This is a genomic window from Kitasatospora sp. HUAS MG31 (assembly GCF_040571325.1).
GTDB lineage: Bacteria > Actinomycetota > Actinomycetes > Streptomycetales > Streptomycetaceae > Kitasatospora > Kitasatospora camelliae.
On sequence record NZ_CP159872.1, the window covers coordinates 1,726,730 to 1,740,494 of the forward strand.

General features: G+C 73.3%; 12 protein-coding genes. 5 read left to right on the forward strand and 7 right to left on the reverse strand.

From position 1 onward, the window contains the following. Positions 1–61 precede the first annotated feature (61 nt). The 4 genes from ABWK59_RS08115 to ABWK59_RS08130 form a co-directional block, all read right to left on the reverse strand. Positions 62–967 (reverse strand): LysR family transcriptional regulator, encoded by a 906-nt coding sequence (locus tag ABWK59_RS08115; RefSeq protein WP_354639147.1) that lies wholly within the window; start codon positions 965–967, stop codon positions 62–64. Between the two features lie 81 nt (positions 968–1,048). Continuing rightward, positions 1,049–1,297 (reverse strand): LapA family protein, encoded by a 249-nt coding sequence (locus tag ABWK59_RS08120; RefSeq protein ID WP_354639149.1) that lies wholly within the window; start codon positions 1,295–1,297, stop codon positions 1,049–1,051. Positions 1,298–1,406: 109 nt separating this feature from the next. Then, the gene (locus ABWK59_RS08125; protein ID WP_354644863.1) at positions 1,407–3,140 is read right to left on the reverse strand and encodes an ABC transporter ATP-binding protein; all 1,734 of its coding nucleotides are present in this window, start codon (positions 3,138–3,140) and stop codon (positions 1,407–1,409) included. A 35-nt stretch (positions 3,141–3,175) separates the two neighbouring features. Beyond that, complete coding sequence (locus tag ABWK59_RS08130) at positions 3,176–4,975, reverse strand: ABC transporter ATP-binding protein (protein WP_354639151.1); 1,800 nt, start codon at positions 4,973–4,975, stop codon at positions 3,176–3,178. A 162-nt stretch (positions 4,976–5,137) separates the two neighbouring features. Between ABWK59_RS08130 and ABWK59_RS08135 the strand changes: the two genes are divergently transcribed. Then, entirely contained in the window at positions 5,138–6,004 is an 867-nt protein-coding gene (locus ABWK59_RS08135) for an aldo/keto reductase (protein ID WP_354639153.1), read from the forward strand. A 101-nt stretch (positions 6,005–6,105) separates the two neighbouring features. On the opposite strand, the gene ABWK59_RS08140 is transcribed toward ABWK59_RS08135, so the two are convergent. After that, positions 6,106–6,930, reverse strand: a complete 825-nt coding sequence (locus ABWK59_RS08140) for a MarR family winged helix-turn-helix transcriptional regulator (protein WP_354639155.1) — start codon at positions 6,928–6,930, stop codon at positions 6,106–6,108. A 478-nt stretch (positions 6,931–7,408) separates the two neighbouring features. Here ABWK59_RS08140 and fabG point away from each other — a divergent pair, with 478 nt between their 5' ends. The 3 genes from fabG (at position 7,409) to ABWK59_RS08155 (ending at position 11,340) form a co-directional block, all read left to right on the forward strand. Continuing rightward, positions 7,409–8,176 carry a 3-oxoacyl-ACP reductase FabG gene (fabG, locus tag ABWK59_RS08145; protein ID WP_354639157.1) on the forward strand — a complete coding sequence of 256 codons (768 nt, stop codon included), beginning with the start codon at positions 7,409–7,411 and terminating at the stop codon, positions 8,174–8,176. A 159-nt stretch (positions 8,177–8,335) separates the two neighbouring features. After that, a complete protein-coding gene (locus ABWK59_RS08150) occupies positions 8,336–8,524 on the forward strand; it encodes a hypothetical protein (protein ID WP_354639159.1) in 189 nt (62 codons plus the stop codon). 113 nt (positions 8,525–8,637) lie between these two features. Next, positions 8,638–11,340 (forward strand): NPCBM/NEW2 domain-containing protein, encoded by a 2,703-nt coding sequence (locus ABWK59_RS08155; protein WP_354639161.1) that lies wholly within the window; start codon positions 8,638–8,640, stop codon positions 11,338–11,340. Positions 11,341–11,364: 24 nt separating this feature from the next. Here ABWK59_RS08155 and ABWK59_RS08160 read toward each other — a convergent pair whose 3' ends face one another. Next, a complete protein-coding gene (locus tag ABWK59_RS08160; RefSeq protein ID WP_354639163.1) occupies positions 11,365–11,550 on the reverse strand; it encodes an I78 family peptidase inhibitor in 186 nt (61 codons plus the stop codon). A 142-nt stretch (positions 11,551–11,692) separates the two neighbouring features. Here ABWK59_RS08160 and ABWK59_RS08165 point away from each other — a divergent pair, with 142 nt between their 5' ends. After that, a complete protein-coding gene (locus ABWK59_RS08165) occupies positions 11,693–12,199 on the forward strand; it encodes a hypothetical protein (protein ID WP_354639165.1) in 507 nt (168 codons plus the stop codon). A 161-nt stretch (positions 12,200–12,360) separates the two neighbouring features. Here ABWK59_RS08165 and ABWK59_RS08170 read toward each other — a convergent pair whose 3' ends face one another. Then, a complete protein-coding gene (locus ABWK59_RS08170) occupies positions 12,361–13,764 on the reverse strand; it encodes an aspartate aminotransferase family protein (RefSeq protein ID WP_354639166.1) in 1,404 nt (467 codons plus the stop codon). Position 13,765: the final 1 nt, after the last annotated feature.

Below are 13,765 nucleotides of genomic sequence, written 5' to 3' on the forward strand. Positions count from 1 at the left end.
CCCAAACGAAGCTTATCGATCGGCCGGGCGGCGGCCCTCCCCCGGCAGCCGGCCCGGGAGCTCAGCAGCCGGCCCGGGAGGCGCCGGCCCGGCGCAGCTCGTCCAGCACCACCGCGGTGGCCGGGATCCGCAGGTGCTCGCGCAGCACGTACGCGGAGACCCGGCGGTGCTGGTGCGGCTCCACCAGTCGGCCGGTGACCTTGGCGTGGCACATGAAGGAGAGCACCAGGCTGGGCATCAGCGCGATGCCGACACCCGCCGCGACCAGGCTCTGCACGGCGAGGTTGTCGTCGGTGGTGAAGACCACGTCCGGGGCGTAGCCCTCGTCGGCGCAGATCTTCAGCAGGTTGGCCCGGCAGCGCGGGCAGCCGGCGATCCAGCGTTCCTCGGCGAGGTCGGCGAGGCGGACGGCGTGCCGGCGGGCCAGCGGGTGGCCGACCGGCAGCAGGACGGTGAGCCGGTCCTCCATCAGCGGGATCTCCACCAGCTCCTCGGGCACCTCCGCCTCCCCGCCGGGATAGCTGAAGGCCAGCGCCACGTCGCACTCCCCGCGCAGCAGCTTGCGCACCGACTCCGGCGGCTCCGCCTCCAGCAGTTCCACCCGCACCCCGGGGTGCTCGGCTATCAGCCGGGCCATCGCCTCGGGGATCAACGTGGCGTTGGCGCTGGGGAAGGCACACACCCGCACCCGGCCGGCCCGCAGCCGGGAGAGCGCGCCGAGCTGCTGCTGGGCGGCGTCCAGGCTGCCGAGGATGACCTCGGCGTGCCGGGCCAGCGCCTCGCCGGCCTCGGTCAGCCGCAGCCCCCGTCCGGCGCGGGTGAACAGCGGCACCCCGACGGTGCGCTCCAGCGCCTTCATCTGCTGGGTGATCGCGGGCTGGGTGTAGCCGAGCGAGCGGGCGGCGGCCGAGTAGGAACCGGCGGCCACCACCTCGTGGAACGTCCTGATGTGCCGTGAGTCGAACACCCGGGAATCATAAGCGGAATTTGGGGTGGCGCCGCCGAGCACGTCCCCGCGCTTTTCGGTCAGCCTACGGCACGGCCGAATTCACTTCATCCGACGGCCCTTCAGCAGCCAGCCCAGCACCCCGCCCGCCAGCAGGGTGCCCAGCAGGGTGATCCACAGCGGCGCGGTCACGGTGAACACCCAGAACTGGATCTTGACCCGATCCAGGTTGGCGAACAGGAACCAGAGCGAGAGGGCGACGATGACGACGATCGCGATCGCGCGGATCGGAACGCCCGCGATCTCGTTGCGCTGCTTCGGGGCTGGTCGGCCGCCGGGTGCATGGGTCACACCCGGCAGTCTGCGCCGCACCCCCGCTCCACCCGGCCCACCCCACGCCCCGCCCCCGCCTGATTCACCCGATTTGACCGGCCGGCCCGTCAGGACCCGCCCCGCCGCCCTACCCCTCGTCCCGCCACGACCGCCACAGCGCCGCGTACGCGCCGCCCGCCGCGACCAGCTCCGGATGCGCCCCGTACTCGGTGATCCGCCCGCGCTCCACCACCGCGATCACGTCCGCGTCGTGCGCGGTGTGCAGCCGGTGCGCGATCGCGATCACCGTCCTGCCGTCCAGCACCCGCGCCAGCGACCGCTCCAGGTGCCGGGCCGCCCGCGGATCCAGCAGCGAGGTCGCCTCGTCCAGCACCAGCGTGTGCGGATCCGCCAGCACCAGCCGCGCCAGCGCCAGCTGCTGCGCCTGGGCGGGGGTGAGCGCCGTCCCGCCGGAGCCGACCTCGGTGTCCAGCCCCTCCGGGAGGGCGTCCGCCCAGTCCGTCGCGTCCACCGCCGCGAGGGCGTCCCGCAGCTCGGTGTCGTCGGCCGTCGGCCGGGCGAGCCGCAGGTTGTCGCGGAGGGTGCCGACGAAGACGTGGTGCTCCTGGTTGACCAGGGCCACCTCGGCGCGGACCCGTTCGGCCGGCATCCGGGCCAGCTCCGCGCCACCGAGGGTGACCCGGCCGCGGCCGGGGGCGTAGATCCCGGCGAGCAGCCGGCCGAGGGTGGACTTCCCGGCGCCGGACGGCCCGACCAGGGCGACCCGGCTGCCGGGGGCGACGTCCAGGCTGATGCCGTGCAGCACGTCGGCGCCCTCGCGGTAGCCGAACCGGACCTCCTCGGCCTCCACCCGGCGCCCGTCCGGCCGCAGCGTGCCGTCGGTCTCCGGGTCGGACACCTCCCGGACGCCGACCAGCCGGGCCAGCGAGGCCTGGCCGATCTGCAGCTCGTCGTACCAGCGCAGGATCAGGTCGACCGGGTGGACCAGTGCCTGGGCGTACAGCACCCCGGCGGTGAGCTGCCCGGCGTCGATCCGGCCGCTCAGCAGGAACAGCCCGCCGAACAGGAGGGTCCCGAGCACGGCCAGGGTGTAGGTGGCGTCGACGGTCGGGAACCAGACGCTGCGCAGCCAGAGGGTGTACCGCTCCCAGTCGACCCACTCGCGGATCTTCCGGTCGGTCAGCCGCACCCGCTCGTCGCCGAGCCGCAGCGCCTCGACGGTGCGCCCGGCGTCCACCGTCTCGGCGAGCACGGTGTTGACCGCCGCGTAGCCGGCCGACTCGGCGCGGTACGACTGCGGGGCCCGCCGGAAGTACCAGCGGGAGCTGGCGAGCAGCAGCGGCAGGCCGATCAGGGCGGTGGCGGCGAGCAGCGGGGAGGTGAGCACCAGCGCGCCGAGCACCAGGACCACCGAGACGATCGCCACCGCCAGCTCGGGCACCGCCTCGCGGACGGACTTGGACAGCCGGTCGATGTCGGTGGTGCCGCGGGAGACCAGGTCCCCGGTGCCGGCCCGCTCCAGCACGCCGGTGGGCAGGGCCACCGAGCGGACCAGGAAGTCCTCGCGCAGGTCGGCCAGCACCTCCTCGCCGAGCACCCCGCCGCGCAGCCGGGACAGGCCGATGAACACCGCCTGCACGGCCAGCGCGGCGAGGTACCAGCCGATCGCGGTGGCGATCCGGCCCCCGGCGGTGCCGGCGGCCAGCGACTCGACCAGCGTGCCGAGCACCCAGGGGCCGACCAGGCCGGCGACGGTGGCGACGGTGTGCAGCGCGATCACCGCGGCGAACCCGCCGGCGTGGCGCCGGGCCAGCGTGCGGACGTATGCCCGGAGGGTGGTGCCGCGGGCCACCGGCAGCATCGTGGCGGGGCCCTGCTCCTGGACGGCGGGCGGCTTCACTGCGACTCCTCCCCGACGAGGACGGGCGCGTCCTCCTCCTCACGGGTGACCACCGCGCGGTAGCGCGGCTCCCCGGACATCAGCGTGCGGTGGGTGCCGGTGGCGACCACCCGGCCGTCCTGGACCAGCAGCACCGCGTCGGCCTGGTCGAGCAGCAGCGGGCTGGTGGCGAACACCACCGTGGTCCGCTCGCCGCGGACCTTGCGCAGGCCGCCGGCGATCCGTGACTCGGTGTGCGCGTCGACGGCGCTGGTGGGCTCGTCCAGGACGAGCACCGGCGGGTCGGCGACCAGTGAACGGGCCAGCGCGAGGCGCTGCCGCTGGCCGCCGGAGAGCGAGCGGCCGCGCTCGGTGATCCGGGCCCGCATCGGGTCTCCCCCGCACTCGGGCGAGCCGTCCGCCAGGGCGTCCAGCACGTCCTCCGCGCGGGCGGCGGCCAGCGCCTCCTCGGCGGTCACCCGGCCGGAGGCGGGCACGTCGAGCAGCTCGGCCAGGGTGCCGGAGAGCAGCACCGGCTCCTTGTCGTGCACCATCACGGCGGCCCGGGCCTCGGCCAGCGGCACCCGGTCGAGCGGGGTGCCGCCGAGCCGGACGGAGGGCGCGGGCTCCTCATCGGCGGCCCGCGGGACGTGCCCGCCGAGCCGGGCGGCGAGCTCGCCGGCCACGTCCGGGTCGCCGCAGACCACGGCGGTGAGCCGGCCGGCCCGGGCGGTCAGACCGGTGACCGGGTCGTGCAGGTCGAGCCGGTCCGCCCGGTCCAGGGCGAGGGTGGGGGTGCCGACCTGTTCGGGCTCCTCGGCCGTCCGGGTGAGGCCCAGGACCCGGACGGCCCGCCCGGCGGAGACCCGGGCGACGCTCCAGGCGTGCGCGGCCTCGCCGAGGATCCGCAGCGGCGCGGCGAGGAAGGCGGTGGCGCCGTACACGGCGACCAGCTCGCCGACGCCCATCCGGCCGGCGGCGGCCAGCTCGGCGCCGTACCAGGTGACGCCGACGACGAACAGGCCAGGCAGGAAGACCTGCTGGGCCTGCATCAGCGACCAGGTGCGGGCGGTCCGCACGGCGGCCCGGCGGACCTTCTGCGAGGCGGCGCGATACCGCTCCAGGAAGAGCTCCTCGCCGCCGATGCCGCGCAGCACCCTGAGGCCCGCCACGGTGTCGGCGGCCAGTTCGGTGGCCTTGCCGCCGAGCGCGCGCTGCTCGGTGTAGCGCCGCTCGAACGGGCCGAGCAGCGGCCAGACGGCGGCGGCCAGCACCGGGACGCCGAGCAGGACGGCGAGGCCCAGCAGCGGCTGGCGGACCAGGACGACCAGGCTCACGCCGAGCCAGACGATCACGGCGGCGCGGACCCGGGCGACCAGCTCCACGTACCAGCCGATCTTCTCCACGTCGCCGCTGGAGACGGCGACGATCTCGCCGGTGGCGATCCGGCGGGCGAGGCCGGCGCCGAGCCGGGAGGCCTGGCGGGCGACCAGCTGGCGGACCTGGGCGGCGGCGGTGATCCAGTTCCACACCGCCTGGCGGTGCAGCAGTACGGTTCCGGTGGCCTGCAGCACGGCGAGCAGCACGGCCAGTGCGGCGGCCCGCCACAGGGCGGCGGCGTCGTGGTCGACGGCGGCCTGGATGCCGCGGCCGAGGGCCACCGGGAGGGCGGCCAGGCAGCCGAGCTCCTGGACGCCCCAGCAGGTGGCGAGGATCTGGCCGCGGCGCTGGCTGCGCTGCAGCCAGCGCAGGAGGGCGAGGGGCGAGGACAGGTCGGGGCTGCCGGGATCGGGCATCGGCAGGGATCTGAGCGGCATGACGCTCCGTTGCGGGATGGTGCGGGAGAGTGACGCGGCCACCGAGCGTGCCCGCCCGGACGGGACGTGCGCAACAGGTTTTCCGACGGGAATAGCAGCGCGTTACGACCGGTTGGGCCTCTTTCGGAAGCATCGGACGAACACGAAGGGCGCTCGACACCCGTGAGCTCCAACCCCAGCTCCATCCCCAACGTCACGCTCAACAACGGCGCGGTGATCCCGCAGCTCGGCTTCGGCGTCTGGCAGGTGCCGGACGAGGAGGCCGTCCCGGCCGTCCGGGCCGCCATCGAGGCCGGGTACCGCTCGATCGACACCGCCGCCATCTACGAGAACGAGGCCGGCACCGGCCAGGCCATCGCGGAGGCCGGCGTGCCCCGTGAGGAGCTGTTTGTCACCACCAAGCTGTGGAACTCGGGTACCCGTGACTGGTCCGGCCGCCAGGGCCGGGACGCGGTCCGGGCGGAGTTCGACACGTCCATGGACCTGCTGGGCCTGGAGTACCTCGACCTGTACCTGATCCACTGGCCGCGCCCGATGCACGGCAGCTTCCTCAACGTCTGGCAGGGCGTGGAGGAGCTGCTGGCCGGCGGCCGGGTGAAGTCGATCGGTGTGTCGAACTTCGGCGTCGAGCAGCTGGAGGTGCTGCTCAAGGAGAGCTCGGTCGTCCCGGTGCTGAACCAGGTCGAGCTGCACCCGTACTTCCCGCAGCAGGAGCTGCGCGCCTTCCACGCCGACCACGGCATCGCCACCGAGGCGTGGAGCCCGCTGGGCCAGGGCAAGAGCCTGCTCTCCGAGCCGGCGCTGCAGCAGCTGGCCGCCAAGCACGGCCGCACGGTGGCCCAGGTGGTCCTCCGCTGGCACCTGCAGAGCGGTGTGATCGCGATCCCGAAGTCGGTGACCCCGTCCCGGATCAAGGAGAACCTCGACGTGGCCGGCTTCGAGCTGGACGCCGAGGACATGGCCGTCGTCGCCTCGGTCGCAACCGGCGTCCGGATCGGTCCGGACCCGCAGGAGTTCGACTGGAACTGACCGGTCACCCGGTCACCCCGTTCCCTCCGGAACGGAGAACGCCGGCGGGCCGTCACCTCCGCACTGGTGACGGCCCGCCGGCGTGTTCCTCAGGCGAATCGTTACAGCCGGGCCGCCTTGGCGAGCAGCGCCATGGCCGGCTCGTGCTCGTGCGGCTCCAGCGGAGCGAGCAGCAGCTCCTGCACCTCGCGCACCCCGGCGGTGGAGCGGTGGAGCAGCTCCTGGCCGGCGGGCGAGAGGGAGAGCAGGTTGCGGCGCCCGTCCGAGGGGTCGCGCCGGCGCAGCACCAGGCCGCGGCGGACGAGGCGGCTGACCATCTCGGCCATGGTCGCCTTGTCCAGCGAGGCCAGCTCGCCGACCGTGCGCTGGTCGGCACCCGGCTCGGTCTCCAGCGCGTCCAGCACCGCGTACTGGGGAGCGGTCAGCTCGGCGCCGACCTTCTCCGACCAGAGCTTGGTGTGCACCTGCTGGGCCACCCGGATCAGGTAGCCGATCGCCCGCTGCGCGTCGAGCATCGGCCGGGCGTCGGTCATGACGGCCACGGCGGCGGGCTCCAGGCGGGCTATCTTCGACATGACCCGGACGATCTCGACCTGCTCGTCGGGGGTCAGCGGTTCGAACAGCGTCCGCTGCACGCGGACGACGCCGCCGGTCGCCTCACGGACGGCCTGTGCGCCGTTCTGCGAGAGGGCCAGCAGCTTGCGGCGCCCGTCGGCCGGATCGCGGCGACGGAGCACCAGGCCGCGGCGCACCAGCCGGGCCACCATTTCGGCCATCGTGGCCTTGTCGAGCGAGGCCCGCTCGCCGACCGTGCGCTGGTCGGCGCCCGGCTCGAGAGCCAGGACCAGCAGTACGGCGAACTGCGGAGCCGTCAGCTCGGTGCCGACGTATTCGGACCACAAGCGGGTGTGTACCTGCTGGGCCACGCGGATGAGGTGACCGGGCGACTGCTGCAGTCGGCCGGGCACGCGGGTCGTCGGGATCTCCCCCAGCACCATGAAATCCGTCCCGGTGTCACGCCCGGTGTGTGTGGGACACCCGAGCGGGGCAGTAACGGCGAGTGAGCATCCCGCTGTGAGGGAGGACGCCGAAGCCGTGCAGCCGGTGGCTGCTGGCGCACACTATACAAACGGTCGGCCGGCGCTGGCAGGCAGGGGCCAATAGTAGACGCATGTTCGCCGAAGTTGGCATATTTCCGCCGCGCGGCGCGGCTGCCCGGGGTACTCCCTGGACCATTCGACGGCCGGCCGTCCTCACCCTCCGTCACCTGCGGCGCTGCACCCTGGCCCGGAACGCTACCCGCCGGTAGGGTGTCCGCCGCAACGCGCTGTGCACCACCTTTCGGCTGGGCCGCCGTCTCCTCGCCGGCCCGGCCGCATCCCACCGAGAGAGACGGGTTCCAGCATGACCGAGCAGAGCACTTCGCCCCGGGTCGCGATCGTCACCGGCGCCGCCCGCGGGATCGGCGCCGCCACCGCGCTGCGGCTGGCCGCCGACGGGTACGCCGTCGCCGTGGTCGACCTGGAGGAGTCGGCCGGCAAGGACACCGTGGACGCGATCACCGCGGCCGGCGGGAGGGCGCTGGCCGTGGGCGCGGACGTCTCCGACGCCGGGCAGGTCGAGGCCGCGGTGGAGCGGATCGCCGCCGAGCTGGGCACCCCGGCGGTGCTGGTCAACAACGCCGGCGTACTGCGCGACAACCTGCTCTTCAAGATGTCCGAGTCGGACTGGGACACCGTGATGAACGTGCACCTCAAGGGTGCGTTCCTGATGACCCGCGCGGTGCAGAAGCACATGGTGGACGCCGGGTTCGGCCGGGTCGTCAACCTCTCCTCCTCCTCCGCGCAGGGCAACCGCGGGCAGGCCAACTACTCGGCGGCCAAGGCCGGTCTGCAGGGCTTCACCAAGACCCTGGCGATCGAGCTGGGCAAGTTCGGCATCACCGCCAACGCGGTCGCCCCGGGCTTCATCGCCACCGACATGACGGCCGCCACCGCGGCCCGGGTGGGCATGGAGTTCGAGGCCTTCAAGCAGGCCGCCGCCACCCAGATCCCGGTCAACCGGGTCGGTGTGCCCGAGGACGTGGCGAACGCGATCTCCTTCTTCGCCTCCGAGGCGTCCGGCTTCGTGTCCGGCCAGGTGCTGTACGTGGCCGGCGGCCCGCTGGACTAGCCACCGGTTGCGAACTCGGGTGCGCTTCGCGCTGCACAAATCACCCGAACTGGTCCACACTCGACATGCAGACGTCTATCGCCCCGCGCCGCGGGGCGGTGGGCACGGAACCGGCGGGGCCGGTGGGCCCGGCCGGTGCTCCTACCACGGAGGCCCTACATGACCGAGCCGATCGACAGCCGCATGCCGACGCCGGACCACCTGCTGCACACCGGCGCCGAGCACCCGGTCGACCCCGAGGACCTGGTGATGGCCTCGGGCCGCACGCCCACCCCCGAACTGATCGAGAAGGCCCGGCAGGATCTGGAGAAGTACGGCGCCGCCGCCGTGGAGCGCCTGCTCCCCTGACCTGAGCGCTTCGGCACGGAAGAGGCCCCGCCTGTGCGGGGCCTCTTCTGTTGCGCCCGGATCTGCGCTATACCTGCCCCCACATGCTCAATACTGCATTGAGAGAGGCATATATGCGCAGAATTGTGCACCACCTGGCGTTAGCAGCCGCGCTCACCCTGGCCGGCACCGCCCTCGGCACCGCCGTCCCCACCCCCGCCGCCGCGGTGAACGGCAGCGCCGGAGCCGTCACCGGCTTCACCGCCAACGGCGCCGTGTACACCCTGTCCGCCGGTGCGGCGAAGGCCCGGATCAGCTTCGTCACCGACCAGGTCTTCCGGATCGAGCTGGCTCCCAAGGGCGGTTTCACCGACCCCACCGGCTCCGACATCGTGCTGCCGCAGGGCGCTCCCCCGGCCACCACCTGGCGCGACGCAGGCGACCGGTACGAGATCTCCACCGCCCGCGTCACGTTGCGGGTCTACAAGTCGGCGCTGCGCTTCGCGCTGTACCGGGCCGACGGCAGCCTGGTGTTCAGCGAGTCCAAGCCGCTGTCCTGGGACGGCAAGACCACCACCCAGACGCTGGCCCGCGGCGCCACCGAGCAGTTCTTCGGCGCCGGCGAGCAGAACGGCTCGTTCTCGCACCGCGGCAAGGCCGTCCAGGTCGGGGTCGACTACAACTGGAACGAGGGCGGCCACCCCAACTCGGTGCCGTTCTACCTCTCCTCGGCCGGCTACGGCGTCTACCGCAACACCTACGCCCCGGGCACCTACACCTTCAACGACCCGGTCACCACCACCGAGCAGGAGGACCGCTTCGACGCGTACTACTTCGCCGGGCCGAGCGGCAAGGAGGTGATCGGCCAGTACACCGCGCTCACCGGCAAGCCCTTCCTGCCGCCGATCTACGGCCTGGAGATGGGCGACTCCGACTGCTACCTGCACAACGCCAACCGCGGCGAGCGGCACACCCTGGACGCCCTGGAGATCGCCGACGACTACGTCGCGAACGACCTCCCCAACGGCTGGATGCTGGTCAACGACGGCTACGGCTGCGGGTACGAGAACCTCGCCCAGACCGCCCAGGGCCTGCGGCAGCGCGGGATGCAGCTCGGCCTGTGGACCGAGGACGGCCTCGACAAGCTGACCGACCAGGTCAGGGCCGGCCAGCGGGTGGCCAAGCTGGACGTGGCCTGGGTCGGCTCCGGCTACAAGTTCGCCCTCGACGGCTGCAAGGCCGCGTACCAGGGCATCGAGGCCAACAGCGACGCCCGCGGCTTCACCTGGGCGCCGGAGAGCTGGTCCGGGGCGCAGCGCTGCGGCGTGCAGTGGAGCGGCGACCAGTCCGGCAGCTGGGACTACATCCGCTGGCAGATCCCCACCTACGCCGGCGCCACCATGTCCGGCCTCGCGTACACCACCGGCGACGTGGACGGGATCTTCGGCGGCAGCGCGCAGACCTACGTCCGCGACCTGCAGTGGAAGTCCTTCCTGCCGGCCGTGATGTCGATGGACGGCTGGGCGCCCAGCGACAAGCAGCCCTACCGGTACGGGGAGCCGTACACCTCGATCAACCGCAGGTACCTCAAGCTCAAGGAGTCGCTGCTGCCGTACATGTACTCCTACGCGGCGGAGGCCACCAGGACCGGCGTCGGCCCGGTCCGGCCGCTGGCCCTGGAGTACCCGGACGACCCGGTGGCGGCCACCGACGCGGCGAAGTACGAGTTCCTCAGCGGCGAGTCCTTCCTGGTCGCGCCGGTGTACGCGGACACCTCCGTGCGCGACGGCATCTACCTGCCGAAGGGCACCTGGGTGGACTACTGGACGGGCCGCACCTACCAGGGCCCGACCACGGTGAACGGGTACAGCGCCCCGCTGGACACCCTCCCGCTGTTCGTCAAGGCCGGTGCCGCCGTACCGATGTGGCCCGGCATCAGGTCCTGGCAGGACCGCACCGCCGACTCCCCGCTCGCCTGGGACCTCTACCCGCAGGGCCGCAGCACCTTCAGCCTCTACGAGGACGACGGCGTGACCCGGCGGCACCGCACGGGTGAGTACGCCACCCAGACCGCGACCGTCGACGCCCCGGCCACCGGCGCCGGCCGGGTCACCGTGGACGTCTCGGCCAGCACCGGGCAGTTCGACGGCAAGCAGGCGGCCCGGCCGTACCTGTTCACCGTGCACTCCACCACCGAGCCCGCCCGGGTCGCACTCGGCGGCCGGGCCCTGCCCCGGCTGGCCGACCGCGCCGCGTACGACGCCGCGACCGAGGGCTGGTGGTTCGACGCCGCCGACCGGACCGGCGTGGTGCACGTGAAGACCGCGCCGCTGTCCACGGCGAGCGCGTTCACCCTGGTGCTGGACGGCGCGAGCGCGGTCGGCTCGGGCGGCACCCAGCCGGCCGAGAGCTGGGCGAGCGACCTGCCCTGGGCCTCCCAGACCAACGGCTGGGGCCCGGCCGAACGCGACCGCAGCAACGGCGAGACCGGGGCGGCCGACGGCCGGCCGATCACCCTTAACGGCACGGTGTTCGCCAAGGGCATCGGCGCGCACGCGGACTCCGCGATCGAGATCGCCACCGGCGGCCGGTGCACCTCCTTCGCCGCCACCGTCGGGATCGACGACGAGATCAGCGGCTACGGCGACGTCACCTTCTCCGTGGAGGCGGACGGCCGGACGCTGTGGACCTCGCCCACCCTCACCTCGGCCTCCGCGCCGCTCCCGGTCGACCTGCCGCTGGGCGGGGCGCAGCGGGTGACCCTACGGGTGAACACGGTGGGGACCAGGACCGGCGACCACGGCGACTGGGCCGCGGCCCGGTTCCGCTGCACCTAGGAAAAACCCGGGTGAGCCCCGGGATCAGCCCACCCAGGCCCGCTCGACCTCGCCGTCCCGGACGGCGAGGTTGAGCCGGTCCGCCCGGAACTCCAGGGTGATCAGGGCCCCGGGCTCCAGCTCCCGGACGGTGGTCCAGCCCCGTTCGGCGGCCCGCTCCCGGGCCCGCTCCACCGGCATCCCGCGGTACTCCTCGGCGTTGTCGTCCATCGCGCTCCCGCCCCCGTCCGGTCGGTCCTCCGCTCGAAGGGTAGCCCTCGACGGCGGTCCGGGCCCGCGGTGCGGCCGCCCGCCCGTCACGAGATCGTCACGGCCCGGACGGGCTGATTGCGCGCATGACAGAGTCGGGCCCATGCGTTCTCACACCCTCCGCCCGCTGCTGATCGCCGGCCTGCTCGCCGCCACCCTCGGCCTGACGGCCTGCTCCAGCGACGGCTCACCGAAGGCCTCCGCCACCCCCACGGCCGACGCCTCTGCCACCCCGACGGCCGGCACCTCGGCCGCGGCCTCCCCGGAGCCGGGCGCCACCGGCGCCGGCGGCAGCAGCGCCGCGCCCTCCAAGCCCGCGCCGCCCACCGACGCCGGCCTGCCCGCCAAGCCGGACGCCGTCGCGGCCAAGGCCCTCACCGCCGCCCTGGACGCGATCGACCCGGAGATCGTCGGCGGCAACCCGGAGCAGGCCGTGGAGCGGGCCCGCGCGACCTGCCAGATGGTCTACAACTTCCCCAAGGACCGGCCCAAGCAGGTCGAGCTGACCGACCAGAAGTTCACCAGCCCCCAGCACCCGAAGGGCTTCGGCCCGGAGAAGGCCGAGAAGATCCTCGCCGCCGTCCAGGCCGGGCTCTGCGGCAAGATCTGACACCCCTCCTTCACGGCCCTGCTCACGCCCGGCTGGGAACCGCCGAACGTCCCCGCCCTCTGGCAGCCCGTCTGAGGCCGGGAAGACGACGGAGAACGGCGCGAGGCGGAAGGAGCGTCGCCGCACCTTCCGCCTCGCGCGGGGCCGCCCCTCGGAAGCGGCTACCGTCCCCCCGCCACCGCCTGCTTCACCAGCGTCCGCCCGAAGTCCCACATCAGCCCGCTCCCCCGGTGCGCCTCGTCCATCACCTCGGTGAACGCGTCCATGAAGCGGTCCACGTCCCGATCGGTGATGATCAGCGGCGGGATCAGCTTGATGACCTCCAGGTGGTCCCCGGAGACCTGGGTGAGGATCCGGTGCCGCTGCAGCAGCGGCACCACCACCATCTGGGCGAACAGCCCCTTGCGCGCCGCCTGGAGCGCCGTCCACCCGGTCCGCAGCTTCAGCGACCGCGGCCGCCCGAACTCGATCCCGATCATCAGCCCGCGCCCGCGCACCTCGGCCAGCAGTTCGTACCGGTCCACCAGCGCCGCCAGCCGCTCCCGGAAGGACTCGCCGACCTGGCGGGCGTTCTCCACCACCTTCTCCTCCCGCATCACGTGCAGGGTGGCCAGACCGGCCGCCATGGCCTGCGCGTTGGAGCCGAAGCTGGCCGAGTGCACCAGCACCCGGTCCATCGAGGAGTACACCTTCTCGAAGATCCAGTCCTTGCCCAGGGTCGCCCCGACCGGCACGTACCCGCCGGAGAGCGCCTTGGCCGCGCAGACCAGGTCGGGCTGCACCCCCTCCTCGTGCTGGTAGGCGAAGAAGTCGCCGGTTCGGCCGATGCCGGTCTGCACCTCGTCGCAGATCAGCAGCGCCTTGTGGGCGTGGAGGAGTTCCTGCGCAGCCGCCAGCCAGCCGGGCGGGACGGCGTGCACGCCCTTGCCCTGGATCGGCTCCACGATCAGCGCGGCCACGTCGCCCTTCTTCAACTCCCGTGCCAGAGCGTCGAGATCGCCGAGCGGGATGGCGGTGTCCGGCAGCAGCGGCTCGAAGCCCTTGCGGAAGCCCGCCTCGCCGTTGACCGACAGCGATCCCGCGGTGAGGCCGTGGAAGGCGTGGTCGCAGTAGAGCACCCGCCGCCGGCCGGTGGCGCACCGGGCGAACTTGAGCGCCGTCTCCACCGCCTCGGTGCCGCTGTTGCCGAAGAACACCCGGTCCAACCCCGGTGCACGGGCGATCAGTTGCTCGGCCAGCAGGCCCGGCAGCGGGGAGCAGTCGAACCGGGTGAGGTCGGGCAGCCCCAGGTCGACCACCTGGTGGATGGCGTCCCGCACCACCGGGTGGTGCCGGCCGAGCCCGAAGATCCCGAAGCCGGCCAGCATGTCGAGGTACTCGTGGCCCTCGGCGTCGTAGAAGTACGGCCCCTCGGCCCGCTCGTAGGACTTGTCGAAGCCGATGGTCCGGAGCATCCGGGGCAGCTGCGGGTTGAGGTAGCGGGTGTGCAGCGCGTACCGCTCGGCGCCGCGCGCGGCGAGCAGGGCGGCGAGGTCGAGGGGGTTGTCAGGCCGGTCGGTCGGCATG